Consider the following 20211-nt stretch of genomic DNA (forward strand, 5'->3'; position numbering starts at 1 on the left):
CCAAAATTTCACCGTCACGGCCTCGAAAACCCGCCATGTGAGATCGAGGAAGCCGATGCTGCCGCATTCAATAGCTTGTTCATCGTTGCCTTAACACCTTCGGGATCTATTCACCGCTTGAAGGTCTTTGAGGCGCTGCATGCGCTGCAGGCCCCTTGGAACGCAAGTGGTTCGTTGACAACGCATCGTGTATTCAATCCAGGTCGTAGCGCGCGCGCATCGCATCGACGATGCGGCGGAATTCTTCGTGGCATTGGGGCCAATGGCGAAACCCGGTGCGGAAACCGGCGACATCCCAGTTGCGGCCCTGATGGTCGCGGGCGTGGAGACTAGGGGCGGCGATGGTCAGCTCGAACGAGGCGTCCTGCTCCAGTGCAAGCTTCAGGAGCGGTACCAGCCGCAGCTGCTGGTCGATCGCGCCAAGCAGTGCCTGGGATGCAAGAGAGGCTTTCTTCATCTGTGGCACTCAACGGCGGTGGGGTGCAACGACGCTTCGGCAGATGTTCTGGCCCGTCGTGGTCAGGCGCAAGGTACCGCCCATCGATTCCAGCCAGTCCAGCGCCAGATAGTCGTCGATGTAGCCGGCGGGGATGTCGCAGGCCTGTCGGCGCTTGAGAAGGTCCGCCGTGAGCGGCAGGCTGTCGCGCAACGCCTCCTGGCGCGACGCAGGACGTTCTTGGGAGGGCATCGTCATGATCGGTGGTCCTGAAAAGTTGAAGCCGCCTGGCGGCTTGCCAGCAGCCGGGCGTAGGCCACCGCATCGCCCAGGCGCTCGTAGCGATAGTTCTGGAAGCGGTAGATGCCGGCGTCGAAACGGATGTCCCAGGTGACCATCAGCGCCAGCTCATCGCGCTGAAGAGGTCCATACCCCGCTGCCTTGCTCGGTCTGCTGGACCGCATGACGGGTGGTCGATCGTGCCGATCGAAATGACGCGGGGCTCCGGCGAGGCGTGATCCGAGCAGACCCGGGCGGGCTATTGCGCCGCTGCGAGACAGGGTACTCCTCAATCCCCGATGACACAGTATCCACCTGGCCTGTAGTGCGACCGCGGCCAACACGAGGACGTGAGCGGGACGCTCCGCAGCGCGGTCCAGCGGGCCCTATGCTCAAGCGCTTACGGCGCTCCCGCGCTGAAGTGACTGGAGAAGACCAGGGAGGTGTTCACCGCGGGGCCGTTGAGAGGGAGGAATATGCGTGCGCAACTTGAGAAGGTTGAGGCGCTCCGACCCAGGCGCGTGCGGCTGGTCGAGGCGCACCGACATCGCCGATCGCGGCTGCACCGCCGCGGTCCCGGGATCGGCCCTTGACAGCTCCAGGGCCTTGTCCGGGCCCGTTTGAATCAAGGCCGCTGCACGCGCTGCCCTTGGGTTCGTCGAACCATTTCACGGTGCCAGTCTGGGGAGCCATGTCGACACTCCTTGTGGGAAGAGGGCCGCACGAAACGGGACACCGCAAGCGGCTGCGGTGGCTGCACACCGCGATGGTCCAACCGCTCATGGCTCCCGATGCAAACGCAAGGAGAGATCCGTAGAACCGGCCTAACGCCGTTGAAGTCGCTGTCATGGCACGGGCCTGCGCCGTGTGCCGGTTCGCCGGCGGCTGCCGACTGCTGAAGCTTTCAAAGCCGCGCGCAGCGGGGCCGGCAGCACCCGCCAGGGTTAGTCACGGTAGTTCGCGTCGGTGATCGACCGTGGGGACTGGAGTCTGCCCGGAAGGACACAGCGCCTCAATGGCGGCAACCAGCGTGGCCGTATGGACAGGTTTCACGAAGTGGGATTCAAAACCTGCAGCGGCTGCCCGGGCACGATCCTTCGGCTGACCGTATCCCGTCAAGGCAATGAGCCTGGGCTTGTTGCTGATGCCGCTGGCTTGACGCAGCTCGTGCGCGAGCTCGTAGCCGTCCATCACCGGCAAGCCGATGTCGAGTATGGCCACGTCGGGATCAAAGCCGGCAGACAACTTCAATGCTTCAACCGGGTCCGGTGCAGTGACCACCTCGAAGCCGTGCGCGACCAGTGCATCGTGCATCATTTGCACGGCATCGGCGTTGTCGTCGACGAGCATCAGGCGCAGCCTGCGATTGCCTTGCGCTGCCTCCATGACCGGGGTGTCTGCCGGCCGCGGCGGCGCGACGTCCGTGTGCAGCGGCAGTCTCACGGTGAAGGTCGATCCACGACCGGTTCCACCGCTGTGTGCCGTCACCGAGCCATGGTGCAAGTCAACGAGGTTCTTGACGATGGCCAGCCCGATACCCAGACCACCCCGCGAACGCTCGATGGTGGTGGTGCCTTGCTCGAACAGATTGAACACGAGCGGCAGCAGCTTCGCCTCGATCCCGATGCCGTCGTCCTGGATGGCGATTTCCACGGCGTGGGTGCTGCAGATCAGCCGAACCCCGATATGGCCGCCGGCATCGGTGTACTTGGCGGCGTTGGTGAGCAGGTTGACGAACACCTGCCGCAATCGCGCAGGGTCGCCCATGACCATGGCCGGCGTCTGTGCAGCCTCCATTGTCAGCTGGTGCCGGCGCTGCTCCACCAAGGGGCCCACGCCCTCGATCGCCTCGGCCAGGACGGTTTGCATCTCCACCGCTTGCGGCTGTAGCTCCACCCGCCCACGCGTGATGCGGGTGACATCCATCAGATCGTCAACCAGACGCGTCAGGTGGCTGACCTGGCGCTCGATGATTTCCTGTTCCCGCGAGGGCGGCTGATCGCTGCGCCGCCGCATCAGCTGCAAGGCCGTGACGATGGGCGCCAGCGGGTTTCTGAGCTCATGTCCAAGCATGGCCAGGAACTCGTCCTTGGCACGGCTGGCCTGTTCGCGTTCGTGGTTCAGCCGCGCGGTGTGCAGCCCGGTCGTGGCCAACGATACCGCGGCGCGCAGGATCGCACTGTGGGCCAGCGACGGGAAACCTTCGTCACTAGAGGCGAACCAGATGCTGCCCCCACGCAACCCCGAGCCCAGGTGCAGCCGAATCACGCGCAGCGGCCCCAGCGGCGTGTCCTGCAGCGTCGACTTGTCCATGTGGTGTGCCATGCCGTTGCAGGCCTGCACGAAAGGTGCCCACGCAAAGGCCTGTGCATCGTCCAGGGTGCGCCCGTTGACCCGCAGCACTCTCGTGGCCGGTTGCGAAGGCAGGATGGGAACCTGCACGCAGGACACCGTGAGCGGCACGATGCGCTCGACCGCCTGGGTCATGAGATCCAGGATGGTTTCGCCGTCCCTGCCTGCCCACAGCGCCGGCAGGGCCAGCAGGCCCATCAGGTCGCGCAGCACCTCTTGGGACGGTGCCGGTCCGCCACGATGCTCGGGAGCGTCCGAGCGATCACGCGGCTGCCCACCTTCAGGCGGTGGATGGGGCGGCTTGCTCACGGGCACGCAGTTCCTGCAGCATCTGGGCAGGAGGGGTGTAGAACGGGTTCTCCTGCACGACACCACCGACGATCGTCAACGGATGGGTGCGAAGCAGGTCCATCATCATCGCGCCGCTGAGCTTGGACACGTCGTACACGCACACGGCCGGCTGGCGGTTGCGAGAGAGCACGTCATTGACCTCCGCTTCGTACTCGATGAGTTTCTCGGGCGTGGCAGCGCCCCCGTGAAGCGCCCAGGCCATGTTGCCCATGATCCGCAAGCGCCTGTAGGCCCCATCGGGCGCCGAGGTCGCCATCGCATCCAGGGTGGCCAGCATGTGGTCCTTGTCGAAGACGCCGTGCTCGTCCAGGTAGGCCTTGCGCCAGGGAAGAATTTCAAGCAGCCCGCACGCCTCGCACCGGGATGTATCGATTCCAGCAGCCGACAGCCGCGCACGGTGTTCGTCCATCAGGCAGGGGTCGACGATATGGACGTTCTTCTCGCCTTGCTGCACCCCTTGCGCAAAGAAGGGCGCGAGCACGTCGTACTCCTCGTCACGGCTGTTGAAGAATGCGCAGACATGGAAGTATTCCAATGCCGTTCCGGCGATGGAAAGTTGATCGCTCACGGCAGTCCTTCCAAAAGCGGCAGTTTGCCTCAAGGTGAATGCGCAAACCGGGACAGGGGCCGGGCGCCTGTACAGGACGCTGGTGCAAACAGGCTGCTGCCGGGCCGAATGGATCACCGAGGGCGCCGTGGGTTCACCAGCTGCTTCCTGGCGCAGCCAGCCCTCGACTACCGCAACGTCCACGACAACATGCGCTCGCGCGGGGCCGGCATGCGGCTGGCGGTCTCGCTGGGCATCAGCTCGCTGGCCGTGGATGGAATGGGCGTGCCACCATTCCCGCATGAACGGTCCGTCCACACTCCGCCGCGCCATCTGCGCGCACTGCTTGCGCCCGCAGGCGACCTGCCTGTGCGCACTGGTGCAGCCGACGGTCCACCGCACCGAGGTGCTGGTGCTTCAGCACCCGCAGGAACAGCGCCAGGCGAAGAACAGCGTGGCGCTGCTGCGCCTGTCCCTTGCGCGCTGCGAGGTGGTCGTCGGCGAGCGCTTCGAACCCGAGACACTGCAGGCACTGCTGCAGCGACCCGGGAGGGACACGCGGCTGCTCTACCCGGACGTACCGGCCGCGCCCGCGCCGCCAGCCCCGGGGCCGATGGGGGCGTCCCTGCGGCTCGTGGTGATAGACGCGACGTGGCGCAAGAGCCTGCGAATGCTGCTTGAGCACCCGGCCCTGGCGGCGCTGCCGCGGCTGTCGCTGGACGCGCCGGCACCGACCCGCTACCGCGCGATCCGCGCGGCGCGCCGAGCCGACCAGGTCTCGACGCTGGAAGCCACCGTGCAGGCGCTGGCGATGCTGGAGGGCCCGTCCTTCGACGCCACACCGCTCCTCGACGCTTTTGGTCGCTTCGTCGCCGGCGTGCAGGCGCGGCAGCGGCCTCAGGCGCCCACTGGCTGTCCAGGCGCCGGGCCGCGGGCGGGATGACGGCGTCCTGATCGCCGGTACCGGGCAGGGCGGACACCGCTTCCGGCGGTCCATGCCGGCGCCCACCTCGTTGCGCTTGCAGCGATTGTCCGGAGCGAAGCGATGACGGCCGTGGGCCGCACACCAGCTGACGCGTCGAGCATTCGGCGCAGCCTCAATGCTCGTCCAGCACCTCGTGGCGGCAGGCGCGCCACAGTACCAGGTCGTAGGCCGTCTTGAGCGCGCCGCAAGCTACCAGCGGCAGCGCGATCCAGCCCGTGGCCAGCATCGCGGCTGCCAGCGTCGGGCTCAGCGCCGCGGCGAGGCTGCGCGGCACGGCGGTGAAGCTCGCCGCCGCAGCTCTCTCGGCCGGCGTGACCACCGCCATGACGTAGGCGCTGCGCGTGGGCACGTCCATCTGCGACAGCGCAGCCCTCACCAGCAGCAGTGCCATGGCCACCTGCGGGTTCGGGATGAGGGCCGCCGCGATGAGGCACAGGTTGGCCGGGATGTGGGTGAACACCATCGTGTTGAGCAGCCCGATGCGCCTGGCCACCCGCGGCGCTGCAAGTTGCGACGCTGCGCTGAGCAGCCCGCTGCAGAAGAAGAACACGCCCGCCTGCGCCAGCGACAGCCCGAAACGCTGCAGCAGCCACAGCGAGAACAACGCGTTGACCACCAGGCCGCCGGCGAAGGAGTCGATACAGAAGAGCGCCGCCAGGCGCAGCACGATGCGCCGCGACGGACCGAGCGGCACGGCCGCCGGGGCGGCCGACGGGCGATCGGCCGCCCCGGCGGCCGTGCCGCGGTAGAGCCACCACACCGCGACACCCGTGAGCGCGTAGAGCCCGAACATCGCGCGCAGTGCCGCCAGGTGCGAGACGGACGTGTGTCGCGCCAGGGCGTCGGGCACCGCGGCGGCCAGTGCGCCCAGCGAGGCGAACAAGGCGCCCAGCACGCTGTAGCGCGCGAACAGCGCCGTGCGGGCGGCGCCCTGCGCCGACCCGGCCAGCCGCGAGTGCTCCAGCGGCAGGAACACGCTCACGTCGCCTGAGCTGGGATTCAAGGTGCCGAAGAAGGCCACCACCAGCAGGGGCCAGAACGCCGACAGGCCGGCGAAGCCCGCGCCCGTGGCCGCCATCAGCAAGCCTGCGCCGCGCAGCAGCCGCGCCGGCGCGAAGCGGTGGCCCCAGGCGCCCACGGCCAGCGTGGCGAAGGCCGAGCCCAGCATCGTCGCGGTGCTCAGGACGCCGACTTGCAGCGTGCCCAGGCCGAGCGAAAGCAGGTACGCCGGCAGCAGCACCGCCACAAAGCCGTCTGCGAACGCGCGCAGCGAGCGCGCCGCCAGCAGCGGCAGCACCACCTGGTCCACCCCGGCCGGCAGCAGCCAGCGCGCCGGCCGCAATGCCAGGCGCCGTAGGAACGAAGACATGGACGTAGCATTCGCGACTTGATGTGCGTGCACTTTACGCGCGCGGCGGCACGCAACCATTGAAGGACAGGGGCACTGCCATGACGACTTCCCTCAGCACCGAACCGGTTGCGCCCGCGCCCGTCGCCGAGCGTCCCGCACCGGTGCGCTTCGCCGAGGCCTTCGCCTTCTGGCTCAAGCTGGGCTTCATCAGCTTCGGCGGCCCGGCAGGGCAGATCGCGATCATGCATGCCGAGCTGGTGGAGCGCCGGCGCTGGATCAGCGAGCGGCGCTTCCTGCACGCGCTGAACTACTGCATGCTGCTGCCCGGCCCCGAGGCGCAGCAGCTCGCGACCTACATCGGCTGGCTCATGCACCGCACCTGGGGCGGCATCGTTGCTGGGGCGCTTTTCGTGCTGCCCTCGCTGTTCATCCTCATCGCGCTGAGCTGGATCTACCTGCGCTTCGGCGACGTGCCGGCGGTGGCGGGCCTCTTCTACGGCATCAAGCCGGCGGTCACGGCGCTGGTGCTGCACGCGGCGCACCGCATCGGCACGCGGGCGCTGAAGAACCGCTGGATGTGGGCCATCGCCGCGGCGGCCTTCCTGGCGATCTTCGCTTTCGACACGCCGTTCCCGGCCATCGTGCTGGCCGCAGGCCTGGCCGGCCATTTCGGCGCGCGGCGCTGGCCGCAGGTGTTCACGCTGGGCGGCGGGCACGGCAGCGCGAAGCAGGGCTACGGCCCCGCGCTGATCGACGACGACACGCCCACGCCGGTACACGCGCGTTTCTCGCGCAACCAGCTGGCCAGGGTGCTGGCCGTGGGCCTGGCGCTGTGGGCGCTGGTAATGGCCGTCCTCGTCGCCCTGCAGGGGCTGCAGGGCACGCTCACGCAGATGGGCTGGTTCTTCACCAAGGCCGCGCTGCTGACCTTCGGCGGTGCCTACGCCGTGCTGCCCTACGTCTACCAGGGCGCGGTGGAGCACCATCAGTGGCTCAGCGGGCCGCAGATGATCGACGGCCTGGCGCTGGGCGAGACCACGCCCGGGCCGCTGATCATGGTGGTGGCCTTCGTCGGCTTCGTAGGCGGCTGGCTCAAGCAGGTGCTCGGCCCCGAGGCGCTGTTCATGGGCGGCGCGCTGGCCGCGACGGTGGTAACCTTCTTCACCTTCCTGCCGTCCTTCGTCTTCATCCTGGCCGGCGGCCCGCTGGTGGAGGCTACGCACGGCAAGCTCGGCTTCACCGCGCCGCTGTCGGCCATCACCGCGGCGGTGGTGGGCGTGATCCTCAACCTGGCCCTGTTCTTCGCGTACCACGTGCTGTGGCCGCAGGGCTTCGGCGGGCGTTTCGACGCCGTGTCGGCGCTCATCGCCGGGGCGGCGGCCGTGGCGCTGTTCCGCTTCAAGGTGGGCGTGATGCCGCTGCTGGGCGCCTGCGCGGTGGCCGGGCTGCTGGTCACCCTGGCCACCAGCAGCTGACCCGGGTGGGCTCGACACGCCGCTGGCAAGCGGCGTGTCGACCGGGGCGTCGTGGCTGCGACGGCAGCGGCGCTTCCGGCGCCGGCTGCACCTTGAGTGCGGGCCTAACTTTCTTCGGTTCGAGAATGCGCCAGCATGAATTTCTCGTTTTTATAACGGTTTTCGGCGTCGTGAATCGCCAAATGCTATTTCAGCTGTCGAATCCCACGTTACGCGGTTGAATATATGTTTTCAGAAAATGCAGGCCATAGTTTCTTGAGCAGGCAAAAGTATTTGTTGGGCGTGCCATGCTGATGGGCAAAATTAAAAGGATGGGCCCGGTGAGCGGGCTGGAAGAAGCACTTGGATGCCGCCGGCTTGCCCGTGCTCTGCACCGACGGTGCGGACCCGGTGCTGCATTTGACCGCGGGCTGGGTCTACGTCGTGGCCGAGGGAAAGGAGGGTTTTTTCGGTCGCGCTGATATGCGCCATGGCACTGGGCAGCCCTTCGTTGCCCGGGATTGCGAGCAGCATGGTCAAGTCATCGAACACGGGCGCGGCGGCTATTTGCGCCGCAGCGTGAAGGAATTCATGAGCCACATCGGCGCGCTGCTGGCGGACGCGAATCTGCGTGAGCGCATGGGGCAGGAGGCCCGGCAGCAGGCGATTTTGCGCTTCACAGCCGGGATTTTCGGCAGGCGGCTGTTCGCAGCCTATTTGCTGGGCGCCATGGCGGTTGGCGTAATGCCACACTGGGGCAATCTCATTGCCGGCGCCTCGGACAAGCGCGTGCTGCTGGTCGGTATGGCGCGGCGTCGATCAGCGCGTTGGCACCTTGGCGTTCTGCATCAGTGCCATGGCGCTGGCAATGAGCCCGCTGACCTCGCCCAGGCTGGCCGGCACGATCATGGTGTTGTTTTTCTGCGCCAGCTGGGAGAAGGCCTCCACGCCCTTCTCGGCCACGCGCAGCTGCACTGCCTGCTCGCCGCCGGGCTGGCGGATGGCCTCGGCGACCTGCCGGATGGCGTCGGCCGTAGCCTCGGCCACCGCCAGGATCGCCGCGGCCTCGCCCTGGGCCTGGTTGATCTCCGCCTGCTTCTGGCCCTCGGAGCGCGCGATGAAGGCCTCGCGCTCGCCGCTGGCGATGTTGATCTGCTCCTGGCGCCGGCCCTCGGAGGCGGCGATGAGGGCGCGCTTCTCGCGCTCGGCCGTGATCTGCGCCTGCATCGAGCGCAGGATTTCCGCCGGCGGCGTGAGGTCCTTGATCTCGTAGCGCAGCACCTTCACGCCCCAGTTCAGCGCCGCCTCGTCCAGGGCGGCGACGACCTGGGCGTTGATCGCGTCGCGCTCCTCGAAGGTGCGGTCCAGCTCCATGCGGCCAATGATGCTGCGCAGCGTGGTCTGCGCCAGCTGCGTGATGGCCACGATGTAGTTGGAGGAGCCGTAGCTCGCGCGCATCGGGTCCGTGACCTGGAAGTACAGGATGCCGTCCACCGTCAGCTGCGTGTTGTCGCGCGTGATGCAGACCTGGCTGGGCACGTCGAGGGGGATCTCCTTGAGCGAGTGCTTGTAGGCGACCTGGTCGACGAAGGGCACCAGCAGGCTCAGGCCCGGCGTGAGCGTCGTGTGGAACTTGCCCAGCCGCTCCACGACCCAGGCGTGCTGCTGGGGCACCACCTTGACCGAGCGCACGATGAACACGGCCGCGACGGCCAGCAATACCAAGGCAAGGATGTCCATCGGCAAGAGATCTCCAGGTTGGGTGGTTCGGAGGTTGTAGCGGGTTCAGTGGGCGACGCGTTCGAGCAGCAGGCGGTTGCCGTCGATGGCGCGGATGCGGTGCTCGCCCGGCGCCGGGGAGCCCGGGCCGACGTGGCGGGCCTGCCAGGCGGCGCCCCGGTAGCGCACCTGGGCCTGGCCCTGGGCATCCCAGCGCTCGACCTGCACGTGCTCGCCGATGTCCAGGTGCAAGTTCTGGTCGCGCCCCTGGGGCAGGCTGCGCCGGCGCCGCAGGTGCCACAGGCCCACCGTGCCGCTGCCCACCAGCGCCGCGGCCAGCAGCTGCGTCGCGAGGCCCATGCCGGCGTGTGCCGCCAGCGCGCCGGCCATGGCGCCCAGGGCCAGCATCAGCAGATAGAAGGTGCCGCTGGCCAGCTCGGCCAGCACCAGCGCGGCGGTGGCGAGCCACCAGAGGGTCACGTCGCTTGGGTCCATGGGTTGCTCCGATGGCGGTGGGGAGGGCGCGTGCGCGGCAGTGTCACAACCAGCGCCTACACTTCGCGGTTTTCCTGAAGGACCAACGCCCGGGAGGGCTGCCTGCAATGTTGCGTTACCGTTTCCCCATTTTCATCATCGACGAGGATTTCCGCTCGGAGAACACGTCGGGCCTGGGCATCCGGGCGCTGGCGCAGGCGATCGAGAAGGAAGGCTTCGAGGTGCTGGGCGTCACCAGCTACGGCGACCTCAGCCAGTTCGCGCAGCAGCAAAGCCGTGCCAGCGCGTTCATCCTGTCCATCGACGACGAGGAGTTCACCGCCGCCGACAGCGAGGAAGACGCGGCGGTGCAGAACCTGCGCAAGTTCATCACCGAGATCCGCTTCCGAAACACCGACATCCCGATCTACCTGTACGGCGAGACGCGCACGTCGCAGCACATCCCCAACGACATCCTGCGGGAGCTGCACGGCTTCATCCACATGTTCGAGGACACGCCGGAGTTCGTGGCGCGCCACATCATCCGCGAGGCCAAGAGCTACCTCGACGGCGTGGCGCCGCCGTTCTTCCGCGCGCTGGTGGACTACGCGCAGGACGGCTCGTACTCCTGGCACTGCCCGGGGCACTCCGGCGGGGTGGCCTTCCTCAAGAGCCCGGTGGGGCAGATGTTCCACCAGTTCTTCGGCGAGAACATGCTGCGCGCGGACGTGTGCAACGCCGTGGACGAGCTGGGCCAGCTGCTGGACCACACCGGCCCCGTGGCTGCCAGCGAGCGCAACGCGGCGCGCATCTTTAACGCCGACCACTGCTTCTTCGTCACCAACGGCACCAGCACCTCCAACAAGATGGTGTGGCACCACACGGTGGCGCCGGGCGACGTGGTGGTGGTGGACCGCAACTGCCACAAGAGCATCCTGCACTCGATCATCATGACGGGCGCGGTGCCGGTGTTCCTCACGCCCACGCGCAACCATTACGGGATCATCGGCCCGATCCCGCAGAAGGAGTTCACGCGCGAGGCGATCCAGAAGAAGATCGCCGCCAACCCGCTGCTCGAAGGCGTTGACGCCGCGGCGGTGCGCCCGCGCATCCTCACGCTCACGCAGAGCACCTACGACGGCGTGCTCTACAACACCGAGACCATCAAGGGAATGCTCGACGGCTGGATCGACACGATCCACTTCGACGAGGCCTGGCTGCCGCACGCGGCCTTCCACGGCTTCTACGGCTCTTACCACGCGATGGGCAAGAAGCGCGCGCGGCCCAAGCAGTCCATGGTCTACGCCACGCAGAGCACGCATAAATTGCTCGCGGGCCTGTCGCAGGCTTCGCAGGTGCTGGTGCAGGACTCGCAGACGCAGAAGCTCGACCGCCACCTCTTCAACGAGGCCTACCTGATGCACACCTCGACCTCGCCGCAGTACGCGATCATCGCGTCGTGCGACGTGGCCGCGGCGATGATGGAACCCCCGGGTGGCACCGCGCTGGTGGAGGAGAGCCTGCGCGAGGCGCTGGACTTCCGCCGCGCCATGCGCAAGGTCGACAAGGACTTCGGCCACGACTGGTGGTTCAAGGTCTGGGGGCCGGAGGCGGAGCTGGCGCCCGAGAGCATCGGTCAGAGCGCGGACTGGATGCTGCATGCCAACGAGGAGTGGCACGGCTTCGGCGACCTGGCGCCGGGCTTCAACATGCTCGACCCGATCAAGAGCACGATCATCACCCCGGGCCTGGACGTCAACGGCAAGTTCGACGCCACCGGCATCCCGGCCTCGATCGTGACCAAGTTCCTGGCCGAGCACGGCGTGGTGGTGGAGAAGACGGGCCTGTACTCGTTCTTCATCATGTTCACCATCGGCATCACCAAGGGCCGCTGGAACACGCTGCTGACCGCGCTGCAGCAGTTCAAGGACGATTACGACCGCAACCAGCCGATCTGGCGCATCCTGCCCGAGTTCTGCGCCGCGCATCCGCGCTACGAGCGCATGGGGCTGCGCGACCTGTGCCAGGCGATCCACAAGGAGTACACCCAGCACGACATCGCGCGGCTGACGACGGAGATGTACCTGTCGGACCTGCAGCCGGCGATGAAGCCCGCCGACGCCTACGCGCGCATCGCGCACCGCGACACCGAGCGCGTGGAGATCGACGAGCTCGAAGGCCGCATCACCACCTCGCTGGTGACGCCGTACCCGCCGGGCATCCCGCTGCTGATCCCGGGCGAGCGCTTCAACCGCAAGATCGTGGACTACCTGCGCTTCGTGCGCGCCTTCAACGAGAAATTCCCTGGCTTCGCCACCGACGTGCACGGCCTGGTGGAAGAGGAAGTCGACGGCGTGCGGCGCTACTACGTGGACTGCGTGCGCGCCTGAACCCTCGGCCCCTCGGCCGCTTTTGCGGCCAGGCATGAAAAACGGCGCCCAAAGGCGCCGTTTTTTTGCTGCCTGCTGCCGCGCGCCGGGGCTTGGGGCCCGGCGCGGGGAGAGGGCAGGCTTATTGCGGGGTGGAGCGCTCGCCGCCCATCACCTGGCTGAAGCCGCCGTCCACGTAGGTGATCTCGGCGCTGATGCCCGAAGCCAGGTCCGACAGCAGGAACGCGGCGGCATTGCCCACGTCGTCGATCGTGATGTTGCGGCGCAACGGCGCGTTCGTTTCCACGATGTCCAGAATCTTGTGGAAGCCCTTGATGCCCGAGGCCGCCAGCGTCTTGATCGGGCCGGCGGAGATGCCGTTGACGCGCACGCCGCGCGGGCCGAGGCTCGACGCGAGGTAGCGCACGCTGGCTTCCAGCGAGGCCTTGGCCAGGCCCATGGTGTTGTAGGACGGCACGTAGCGCACGGCGCCCAGGTAGCTCAGCGTCAGTAGCGCGGCGTTGTCGCGCAGCATCGGCAGGGCGGCCTTGGCCATGGCGGGAAAGCTGTAGGAGGAAATGTCGTGTGCGATGCGGAAGGCTTCACGCGAGAAGCCGTCGAGAAAGTCGCCGGCGATGGCTTCGCGCGGTGCGAAGCCGATGGAGTGCACGAAGCCGTCGAACTGCGGCCAGTGCTGCGAGAGATCGGCGAAGAGCTTTTCGATTTGTGCGTCGTCCGCCACGTCGCAGTCGAAGATCAGGTTCGAGTCGAACTCCTGTGCGAATTCGGTGATGCGTTCCTTGAAGCGCTCGCCGACGTAGCTGAACGCGAGCTCCGCGCCTTCGCGCCGGCAGGCGCGTGCGATGCCGTAGGCAATCGAGCGGTTGGACAGCAATCCCGTGATCAACAGCCGCTTGCCGGCAAGAAATCCCATGGTGGCTCCGAGAGGTCAAAAATTCGGCCGGGATTCTCGCACGCAGCTTGCTCCACTTCGGTGGGGCGTGCTGGTCACTTGCCGGTACAGCTCTTGCAGAGTACAATCCGCTTCTCGCTGAATACCTGAATGGGCGGATCTTCCAGCCCTTTTTTTTTGCTTGATCGAATTTCGCATCCCTCACCGTTGCAACCACAGGAGACCGCAGGTGGCGCCAGCCGCATGCGGGAAGGCATGAACTGGCAGGCTGCCCTCGAGCGCACCGTCACGGGTCTGGGCTATGAGCTCGTGGAGGTGGAGCGCGCCGCACGCGGCTTGCTGCGCGTGACCATCGACCGCGTGCCGGGCCAGGTGTATCCCGGTCCCGAGTCCGAATCGGTGACGGTGGACGACTGCGAGGCCGTGACCCGGCAGCTTCAGTACGTGCTGGAGGTGGAGAACGCCGACTACGCGCGGCTGGAAGTCTCCTCGCCCGGGCTGGACCGTCCGCTCAAGCGCGAGGCGGACTATGCCCGCTTTGCCGGCGAGTTGGTGGAGATCACGCTGAAGCTGCCGTTCCAGGGCCGGCGCAAGTACCGCGGCGTGCTGCAGCCGCGGCCGGCGCCACAGCCGGTTGCGGGCGAGGGCGGTGTCGCCGAGGAGCCTGTCGCGGCGGCCTCGGGTGGCTGGCGGCTGGTGCTGCAGGACGAGACGCCGGCGGCGGCGCGCAAGGGCGGGAGCAAAGCCGGACGCTCCAACGCCAAGGCGCGCACCAAGCCCGTGGACGAGGAGGCGCCGGTGCAGGTGCTGGACTTCGCCTTCGATGAAGTGCGTGAGGCCCGGCTGGTGCCGGTGGTGGATTTCAAGGGCCGGCGGGCCCAGGCTGCGCAGCCTCAGGAGCCGCAGCAGGACGGAGGACGCACAGAATGAACCGCGAAATGTTGATGCTGGTGGACGCCATCTCGCGCGAGAAGAGCGTCGAGCGCGATGTGGTGTTCGGTGCCGTGGAGGCGGCCCTGGCTTCGGCCACCAAGAAGCTCCATGGGGGCGAGGTGGATATCCGTGTGGCCATCGACCGCGACACCGGCGAGTACGAGACTTTCCGCCGCTGGCTGGTGGTGCCTGACAGCGCGGGGCTGCAGAACCCGGACGCCGAGGAGCTGCTGTCGGATGCGCGGGACCGCATTGCCGACATCGAAGAGGGCGACTACATCGAGGAGCCCATCGAGTCCGTGACGATCGGGCGCATCGGCGCGCAGGCCGCCAAGCAGGTGATCCTGCAGAAGATCCGCGACGCAGAGCGCGAGCAGCTGCTCAACGATTTCCTCGCCCGTGGCGAGAAGATCATGGTGGGCACCGTCAAGCGGCTGGACAAGGGCGACATCATCGTCGAGAGCGGCCGCGTCGAAGGCCGGCTCAAGCGCAGCGAGATGATCCCCAAGGAGAACCTGCGCACCGGCGACCGCGTGCGCGCGTTCATCGCCGGCATCGACCCGACCGTGCGCGGGCCGCAGATCATGCTCTCGCGCGCCGCGCCGGGCTTCATGATCGAGCTGTTCGCGCAGGAAGTGCCCGAGATCGAGCAGGGCCTGCTGGAGATCAAGAGCTGCGCCCGCGACTCCGGCAGCCGCGCCAAGATCGCCGTGCTCTCGCACGACAAGCGCGTGGACCCGATCGGCACCTGCGTCGGTGTGCGCGGCTCGCGCGTGAACGCCGTGACCAACGAGCTGGCCGGCGAGCGCGTGGACATCGTCTTGTGGTCCGAGGATCCGGCCCAATTTGTGATCGGTGCGCTGGCGCCGGCCAACGTGCAGTCGATCGTGGTGGACGAGGAGCGCCACGCGATGGACGTGGTGGTGGACGAGGAGAACCTCGCCATCGCCATCGGCCGCGGCGGCCAGAACGTGCGCCTGGCCTCCGACCTCACCGGTTGGCGCATCAACATCATGACCGCCGAGGAATCGCAGGCCAAGCAGGCTTCCGAGACCGAGAAGCTGCGTGGCCTGTTCGTGGAGAAGCTCGACGTGGACGAGGAGGTCGCCGACATCCTCATCGCCGAGGGCTTCGCCAGCCTGGAAGAAGTTGCCTACGTCCCCATGCAGGAAATGCTGGAGATCGAGGCCTTCGACGAGGAGACCGTGGGCGAGCTGCGCAAGCGTGCCAAGGATGCGCTGCTGACCATGGAAATTGCGCGCGAGGAAGCCGTGGAAGAGGTGTCGCAGGACCTGCGTGACCTCGACGGCCTCACGCCCGAAGTGATTGCCAAGCTGGCCGACGGCGGTGTCCATACCCGCGACGACCTGGCCGACCTGGCCGTCGATGAACTGACTGAAATGACTGGCCTGGACGACGTGGCGGCCAAGGCTTTGATCATGAAAGCGCGTGAGCACTGGTTCAACGCTTGATCATCATCCCTGACCCACGCCCGCAAGACCGCATCGCCCAGCAAGCAAGGATTCCCATAATGGCCGTGACAACCGTCGCTCAGTTCGCCGCCCAGCTCAATCGCCCGGCGTCGACACTGCTCGAGCAACTGCAGTCCGCCGGTGTCAGCAAGCGCTCCACCGACGACGCGCTCACCGACGCCGACAAGGAGCGGCTGCTGGCTCATCTGCGCAGCAGCCATGGAACCGGCGGAGGCGATCGCAAGAAGATCACGCTGACGAGCCGGAGCACCAGCGAGATCAAGCAGGCCGATGCCTCTGGCAAGGCCCGCACGATCCAGGTGGAAGTGCGCAAGAAGCGCACGTTCGTGAAGCCCGACGAGGCGCCCGCGCCCGAGATCTCGCCTGAAGAGCTGAGCCGCCGCGAGGAAGAGGCGCGCGCCCAGGCCGAGGCCCTGCGCCGCCAGGAAGAGGAGCTGGCCGAGCGCCAGCGCCAGCGCGAAGCCGAGGAAAAGCGTCAGCGCGAGGAGGCCGAGGCCGCCCGCCGTGCCCGCGAGGCCGAGGAGGCCGCGGCGGCGCGCGAGCGCGAGGCCGCCGTCGCCAAGGAGGCGGAAGCTGCCCAAGCCGCGCAGGCCGTCCAGGCTGCCAAGAGTGCCCGTGAGCAGGCCGCGGCTCGCGCCGCTGCCGAGGCCGCGGCGCTGCAGGCCGCCTCGCGTCGCCAGCACCAGGGCGTGCGCCACGCGCCGCGCCAGCAGCCCGCTGCTCGCGCTGAGGCGCCGGCTCCCGCTCCTGCCGCCGCCGCTGCGGCGCCTGCCCCGGCTGCCGCAGCACCCGCGCCGGCTCCCGCACCGATTCCCGTGCCGCCGCGCGGCGCGCCCGTGGCCGCTGCGCCTGCGCCGGCCGCGCCGGTCGCCGAGCCGCCCAAGCCCGCACTGCGCGTGGTGAAGGCTGCCGAGGTGGCCGATGCCGAGAAGCAGCGCCTGGTCGAGCTGGAGCGCCGCCGCAAGGCCGCCGAGGCCGAGGCCGCCGCCATCCGCGCCATGATGAACGCGCCCAAGAAGGTGCTCGTGGCCAAGAAGGAGGAGCCCAAGCCGGCGCCCGCGCCCATCAAGGGCACGATCCACAAGCCCGCGGCCAAGACGGCTTCCGGCGCGCCTGCGCAGGCAACGGCGGCTCCTGGAGCGGCCAAGCCCGGCGACAAGAAGTCGGTCAAGTCCGAGAAGCTGTCTTCCAGCTGGGCCGACGACGCCGCCAAGAAGCGCGCAGCGGTCAAGGGCCGCACCGACGCCGGTGCCGGCGCCGCCCGTCCGGGCTGGCGTTCGCCGCGTGGCGGCCGCCGTGGCGGCGACCGCGACGAGCGCGGTGGCTCCAACTTCGTGGCGCCGACCGAGCCGCAAATCCAAGAAGTGCACGTGCCCGAGACCATCAGCGTCGCGGACCTGGCGCACAAGATGAGCGTCAAGGCCTCCGAGGTCATTAAGCAGCTGATGAAGCTGGGCCAGATGGTCACCATCAACCAGCAGCTGGACCAGGAGACCGCGATGATCCTGGTCGAGGAAATGGGCCACAAGGCCTTTGCGGCCAAGCTGGACGATCCGGAAGCCTTCCTGGAAGAGGACGTCGCCACCAGCTCCGCGGAGCAGAAGCCGCGCGCCCCGGTGGTCACGGTCATGGGTCACGTGGACCACGGCAAGACCTCGCTGCTGGACTACATCCGCCGCTCGCGCGTGGCGGCGGGCGAAGCCGGCGGCATCACGCAGCACATCGGCGCCTACCACGTCGAAACGCCGCGTGGCGTCATCACCTTCCTGGACACCCCGGGCCACGAGGCCTTCACGGCCATGCGTGCCCGCGGCGCCAAGGCGACCGACATCGTCATCCTGGTGGTGGCGGCTGACGACGGCGTGATGCCCCAGACCAAGGAAGCCATCCACCACGCCAAGGCGGCCGGCGTGCCGCTGGTGGTGGCGATCAACAAGATCGACAAGCCCGACTCCAACCTGGAGCGCGTGCGCAGCGAGCTGGTCGCGGAGCAGGTCGTGCCGGAAGAGTTCGGCGGCGACTCGCCCTTTGTGAACGTGTCCGCGCGCACCGGCCAGGGCATCGACGACCTGCTGGAGCAAGTGCTGCTGCAGGCCGAGGTGCTGGAGCTCAAGGCGGCGGAAGACGCGCTGGCCAAGGGCCTGGTGATCGAAGCGCGCCTGGACAAGGGCCGCGGCCCCGTGGCCACGGTGCTGGTGCAGACCGGCACCCTGAAGAAGGGCGACGTGGTGCTGGCCGGCTCCAGCTATGGCCGCGTGCGCGCCATGCTGGACGAGGACGGCAAGGCCACCGAGGCCGCCGGTCCGTCGATCCCCGTGGAGATCCAAGGCCTGACCGAGGTGCCGCAGGCCGGCGACGAATTCATGGTGCTGGCCGACGAGCGCCGTGCCCGTGAAATCGCCACCTTCCGCCAGGGCAAGTACCGCGACGTCAAGCTGGCCAAGCAGCAGGCCGCCAAGCTGGAGAACATGTTCGAGCAGATGGGCGCCGGCGACGTGCAGACGCTGCCGCTGATCATCAAGGCCGACGTGCAGGGCTCGCAGGAGGCGCTGGCCACCTCGCTGCTCAAGCTCTCCACCGAGGAGGTCAAGGTGCAGATCGTGCACGCGGCCGTGGGCGGCATCAGCGAGAGCGACGTCAACTTGGCCATCGCCTCCAAGGCGGTGATCGTGGGCTTCAACGTCCGTGCCGACGCCGGTGCGCGCAAGCTCGCCGAGAACAACGGCGTGGACCTGCGCTACTACAACATCATCTACGACGCCGTCGACGAGATCCGCGCGGCGATGTCGGGGATGCTGGCGCCGGAGCAGCGCGAAGAGGCCCTGGGCACGGCGGAGATCCGCACCGTGTTCGTCGCTTCCAAGATCGGCACCGTGGCGGGCTGCATGGTCACCTCGGGCCTGGTGCGCCGCAACGCGCGCTTCCGCCTGCTGCGCGACAACGTGGTCATCTACACCGGCGAGATCGAGTCGGTGCGCCGCCTGAAGGACGACGTGCGCGAGGTCAAGGAAGGCTTCGAGTGCGGCATCAAGCTCAAGAACTACAACGACATCGCCGAGGGCGACCAGATCGAAGTGTTCGAGGTCAAGGAAGTGGCGCGCACGCTGTAATCCAGCCTGCCGTTCCTTTCTGACGCAGCCCCGCCCCAGAAGGGCGGGGTTTGTACTTCAGGAGCTCCGCATGCGACACAAGAGAAGCATCCCTAACCGCAGTTTCCGCGTTGCCGACCAGATCCAGCGCGACGTGGCCGAGCTCGTGCGCGAGCTGAAGGATCCGCGCGTGGGCATGGTCACGATCAATGCCGTCGAGGTCACGCCCGACTACGCGCACGCGAAGATCTTCTTCTCGCTGCTGGTGGGCGATCCGCAGGAGACGCAGCTGGCCCTCAACGAGGCCGCCGGCTTCCTGCGCAACAGCCTCTTCAAGCGGCTGCAGATCCACACCGTGCCCACGCTGCACTTCCAGTTCGACCGCACCACCGAGCGCGCGGCCGAGCTGGGCGCCTTGATCGCGCAGGCCAACGCCTCGCGCGCCAAGGAGGACTGACGCCATGAGCGGCGCCGCGCGCACCCCTCGTCCCGTCCGCGTGCGCCGTGCGCTGCACGGCGTGCTGCTGCTGGACAAGCCGCTGGGCTGGTCCAGCAACGACGCGCTGCAGAAGGTGAAGTGGCTGCTGCGCGCCGAGAAGGCGGGCCACACCGGCACGCTCGACCCGCTGGCCACCGGCCTGCTGCCGCTGTGCTTCGGTGCCGCCACCAAGTTCTCGCAGGTCAGCCTGGAGGCCGACAAGCGCTACACCGCCACGCTCAAGCTGGGCCAGGTCACGACCACCGGCGACGCCGAGGGCGAGATCGTCAGCGAGCGCCCGGTGGCCGTGACCCGCGCCGCCATCGACGAGGCCTGCGCGCGCCTGACCGGCGTGATCGAGCAGGTGCCGCCGATGCACTCCGCGCTCAAGAAGGACGGCAAGGCGCTGTACGAGTACGCGCGCGCCGGCATCGAGGTAGAGCGCGCGCCGCGGCAGATCACGATTCACGCGCTTGACATCCTGAGCTGGCAAGGTGACGCCCTGGTCATCGACGTGCGCTGCAGCAAGGGCACCTATGTGCGCACGCTGGCACAAGACCTGGGCGAGCTGCTGGGCTGCGGCGCGCACCTCACGGCGCTGCGCCGCACCGGCAGCGGTGCGCTGACGGTGTCGCGCGCCATCAGCCTGGAGGCGCTGCAGGCACTGGACGAGCCCGCACGGCTGGCGCTGCTGCAGCCGCCGGACGCGCTGGTGGCGGACTGGCCGGCGATCCGGCTGCCGGCCGAGGAGGCCGCCCGCTTCCTCTCCGGGCTGCGCCGCCGCGTCCATCACCCCGACATGCCGGCGGTGCGCGTCTACGGACCCGAGGAGCGTGCCTTCCTGGGCTCGGCCCAGGTGCGCGCCGGTGAGCTCATTGCGCAGCGTCTGCTCAGCCCGCCCGAGGTGCAGGCGCTGCTTCAAGTTTCCCCAGGCGCCGTGGCGCCGCAGGCCCAAGAGGCCGCTCTGAATCCCTGAAAGACGTTCTTT

Annotated in this window: 18 protein-coding genes; 8 read left to right on the top strand and 10 right to left on the bottom strand. The window is 68.1% G+C overall.

The genetic code is table 11. The features are described 5' to 3' along the window. Positions 1 to 193: 193 nt before the first annotated feature. The 5 genes from H537_RS57020 to H537_RS0110635 form a co-directional block, all read right to left on the bottom strand. Positions 194 to 457 carry a hypothetical protein gene (locus tag H537_RS57020; protein WP_211234990.1) on the bottom strand — a complete coding sequence of 88 codons (264 nt, stop codon included), beginning with the start codon at positions 455 to 457 and terminating at the stop codon, positions 194 to 196. 9 nt (positions 458 to 466) lie between these two features. After that, positions 467 to 694 (bottom strand): hypothetical protein, encoded by a 228-nt coding sequence (locus H537_RS0110620; protein WP_043458531.1) that lies wholly within the window; start codon positions 692 to 694, stop codon positions 467 to 469. Then, entirely contained in the window at positions 691 to 834 is a 144-nt protein-coding gene (locus H537_RS52550) for a hypothetical protein (protein WP_156901599.1), read from the bottom strand. Before H537_RS52550 ends, H537_RS0110620 begins: the two co-directional genes overlap by 4 nt. Positions 835 to 1663: 829 nt before the next feature. Next, positions 1664 to 3376, bottom strand: a complete 1713-nt coding sequence (locus H537_RS42260) for a hybrid sensor histidine kinase/response regulator (protein ID WP_156901600.1) — start codon at positions 3374 to 3376, stop codon at positions 1664 to 1666. Continuing rightward, positions 3348 to 3986 carry an MEDS domain-containing protein gene (locus tag H537_RS0110635; protein WP_028997902.1) on the bottom strand — a complete coding sequence of 213 codons (639 nt, stop codon included), beginning with the start codon at positions 3984 to 3986 and terminating at the stop codon, positions 3348 to 3350. Before H537_RS0110635 ends, H537_RS42260 begins: the two co-directional genes overlap by 29 nt. Positions 3987 to 4266: 280 nt before the next feature. On the opposite strand from H537_RS0110635, the gene H537_RS0110640 reads away from it, so the two are divergent. Continuing rightward, complete coding sequence (locus H537_RS0110640) at positions 4267 to 4908, top strand: tRNA-uridine aminocarboxypropyltransferase (protein ID WP_028997903.1); 642 nt, start codon at positions 4267 to 4269, stop codon at positions 4906 to 4908. A gap of 154 nt (positions 4909 to 5062) precedes the next feature. Here H537_RS0110640 and H537_RS0110645 read toward each other — a convergent pair whose 3' ends face one another. After that, complete coding sequence (locus H537_RS0110645) at positions 5063 to 6319, bottom strand: MFS transporter (protein WP_028997904.1); 1257 nt, start codon at positions 6317 to 6319, stop codon at positions 5063 to 5065. 80 nt (positions 6320 to 6399) lie between these two features. On the opposite strand from H537_RS0110645, the gene chrA reads away from it, so the two are divergent. Further along, positions 6400 to 7776, top strand: a complete 1377-nt coding sequence (gene chrA, locus H537_RS0110650) for a chromate efflux transporter (RefSeq protein ID WP_028997905.1) — start codon at positions 6400 to 6402, stop codon at positions 7774 to 7776. A 303-nt stretch (positions 7777 to 8079) separates the two neighbouring features. Here chrA and H537_RS52555 read toward each other — a convergent pair whose 3' ends face one another. The 3 genes from H537_RS52555 to H537_RS0110660 all read right to left on the bottom strand — a co-directional run bounded on the left by H537_RS52555 (position 8080) and on the right by H537_RS0110660 (position 9969). Then, a complete protein-coding gene (locus tag H537_RS52555) occupies positions 8080 to 8508 on the bottom strand; it encodes a hypothetical protein (RefSeq protein ID WP_156901601.1) in 429 nt (142 codons plus the stop codon). A 66-nt stretch (positions 8509 to 8574) separates the two neighbouring features. Continuing rightward, entirely contained in the window at positions 8575 to 9495 is a 921-nt protein-coding gene (locus H537_RS0110655; protein WP_028997906.1) for an SPFH domain-containing protein, read from the bottom strand. A 45-nt stretch (positions 9496 to 9540) separates the two neighbouring features. After that, complete coding sequence (locus H537_RS0110660; protein ID WP_028997907.1) at positions 9541 to 9969, bottom strand: NfeD family protein; 429 nt, start codon at positions 9967 to 9969, stop codon at positions 9541 to 9543. Positions 9970 to 10076: 107 nt separating this feature from the next. Here H537_RS0110660 and H537_RS0110665 point away from each other — a divergent pair, with 107 nt between their 5' ends. After that, a complete protein-coding gene (locus H537_RS0110665; RefSeq protein ID WP_028997908.1) occupies positions 10077 to 12338 on the top strand; it encodes an arginine/lysine/ornithine decarboxylase in 2262 nt (753 codons plus the stop codon). A gap of 121 nt (positions 12339 to 12459) precedes the next feature. Here the strand turns inward: H537_RS0110665 and fabI are convergent, their stop codons facing one another. After that, a complete protein-coding gene (gene fabI / locus H537_RS0110670; protein ID WP_028997909.1) occupies positions 12460 to 13251 on the bottom strand; it encodes an enoyl-ACP reductase FabI in 792 nt (263 codons plus the stop codon). Between the two features lie 234 nt (positions 13252 to 13485). Here fabI and rimP point away from each other — a divergent pair, with 234 nt between their 5' ends. The 5 genes from rimP to truB all read left to right on the top strand — a co-directional run bounded on the left by rimP (position 13486) and on the right by truB (position 20199). Continuing rightward, entirely contained in the window at positions 13486 to 14160 is a 675-nt protein-coding gene (gene rimP, locus H537_RS0110675; RefSeq protein ID WP_028997910.1) for a ribosome maturation factor RimP, read from the top strand. After that, on the top strand, positions 14157 to 15635 hold the full coding sequence (nusA, locus tag H537_RS0110680; protein ID WP_028997911.1) for a transcription termination factor NusA: 1479 nt from the start codon (positions 14157 to 14159) through the stop codon (positions 15633 to 15635). Before rimP ends, nusA begins: the two co-directional genes overlap by 4 nt. Before the next feature lie 59 nt (positions 15636 to 15694). Then, the gene (gene infB / locus H537_RS0110685; RefSeq protein WP_028997912.1) at positions 15695 to 18766 is read left to right on the top strand and encodes a translation initiation factor IF-2; all 3072 of its coding nucleotides are present in this window, start codon (positions 15695 to 15697) and stop codon (positions 18764 to 18766) included. A 70-nt stretch (positions 18767 to 18836) separates the two neighbouring features. Next, the gene (gene rbfA / locus H537_RS0110690; protein ID WP_028997913.1) at positions 18837 to 19202 is read left to right on the top strand and encodes a 30S ribosome-binding factor RbfA; all 366 of its coding nucleotides are present in this window, start codon (positions 18837 to 18839) and stop codon (positions 19200 to 19202) included. Between the two features lie 4 nt (positions 19203 to 19206). Next, complete coding sequence (gene truB, locus H537_RS42265; RefSeq protein ID WP_051242348.1) at positions 19207 to 20199, top strand: tRNA pseudouridine(55) synthase TruB; 993 nt, start codon at positions 19207 to 19209, stop codon at positions 20197 to 20199. Positions 20200 to 20211: the final 12 nt, after the last annotated feature.

The organism is Azohydromonas australica DSM 1124 (assembly GCF_000430725.1).
Taxonomy (GTDB): Bacteria; Pseudomonadota; Gammaproteobacteria; order Burkholderiales; family Burkholderiaceae_C; genus Azohydromonas; species Azohydromonas australica.

What these genes read in the sequence shown, in the direction of transcription:
- H537_RS0110660 (WP_028997907.1), bottom strand. Translation starts at nt 9,969, where the DNA reads ATGGACCCAAGCGACGTGACCCTCTGGTGGCTCGCCACCGCCGCGCTG.
- H537_RS57020 (WP_211234990.1), bottom strand. Translation starts at nt 457, where the DNA reads ATGAAGAAAGCCTCTCTTGCATCCCAGGCACTGCTTGGCGCGATCGAC.
- nusA (WP_028997911.1), top strand. Translation starts at nt 14,157, where the DNA reads ATGAACCGCGAAATGTTGATGCTGGTGGACGCCATCTCGCGCGAGAAG.
- infB (WP_028997912.1), top strand. Translation starts at nt 15,695, where the DNA reads ATGGCCGTGACAACCGTCGCTCAGTTCGCCGCCCAGCTCAATCGCCCG.
- H537_RS52550 (WP_156901599.1), bottom strand. Translation starts at nt 834, where the DNA reads ATGGTCACCTGGGACATCCGTTTCGACGCCGGCATCTACCGCTTCCAG.
- H537_RS0110665 (WP_028997908.1), top strand. Translation starts at nt 10,077, where the DNA reads ATGTTGCGTTACCGTTTCCCCATTTTCATCATCGACGAGGATTTCCGC.
- H537_RS0110655 (WP_028997906.1), bottom strand. Translation starts at nt 9,495, where the DNA reads ATGGACATCCTTGCCTTGGTATTGCTGGCCGTCGCGGCCGTGTTCATC.
- H537_RS0110620 (WP_043458531.1), bottom strand. Translation starts at nt 694, where the DNA reads ATGACGATGCCCTCCCAAGAACGTCCTGCGTCGCGCCAGGAGGCGTTG.
- H537_RS0110645 (WP_028997904.1), bottom strand. Translation starts at nt 6,319, where the DNA reads ATGTCTTCGTTCCTACGGCGCCTGGCATTGCGGCCGGCGCGCTGGCTG.
- fabI (WP_028997909.1), bottom strand. Translation starts at nt 13,251, where the DNA reads ATGGGATTTCTTGCCGGCAAGCGGCTGTTGATCACGGGATTGCTGTCC.
- rimP (WP_028997910.1), top strand. Translation starts at nt 13,486, where the DNA reads ATGAACTGGCAGGCTGCCCTCGAGCGCACCGTCACGGGTCTGGGCTAT.
- H537_RS0110640 (WP_028997903.1), top strand. Translation starts at nt 4,267, where the DNA reads ATGAACGGTCCGTCCACACTCCGCCGCGCCATCTGCGCGCACTGCTTG.
- truB (WP_051242348.1), top strand. Translation starts at nt 19,207, where the DNA reads ATGAGCGGCGCCGCGCGCACCCCTCGTCCCGTCCGCGTGCGCCGTGCG.
- chrA (WP_028997905.1), top strand. Translation starts at nt 6,400, where the DNA reads ATGACGACTTCCCTCAGCACCGAACCGGTTGCGCCCGCGCCCGTCGCC.
- rbfA (WP_028997913.1), top strand. Translation starts at nt 18,837, where the DNA reads ATGCGACACAAGAGAAGCATCCCTAACCGCAGTTTCCGCGTTGCCGAC.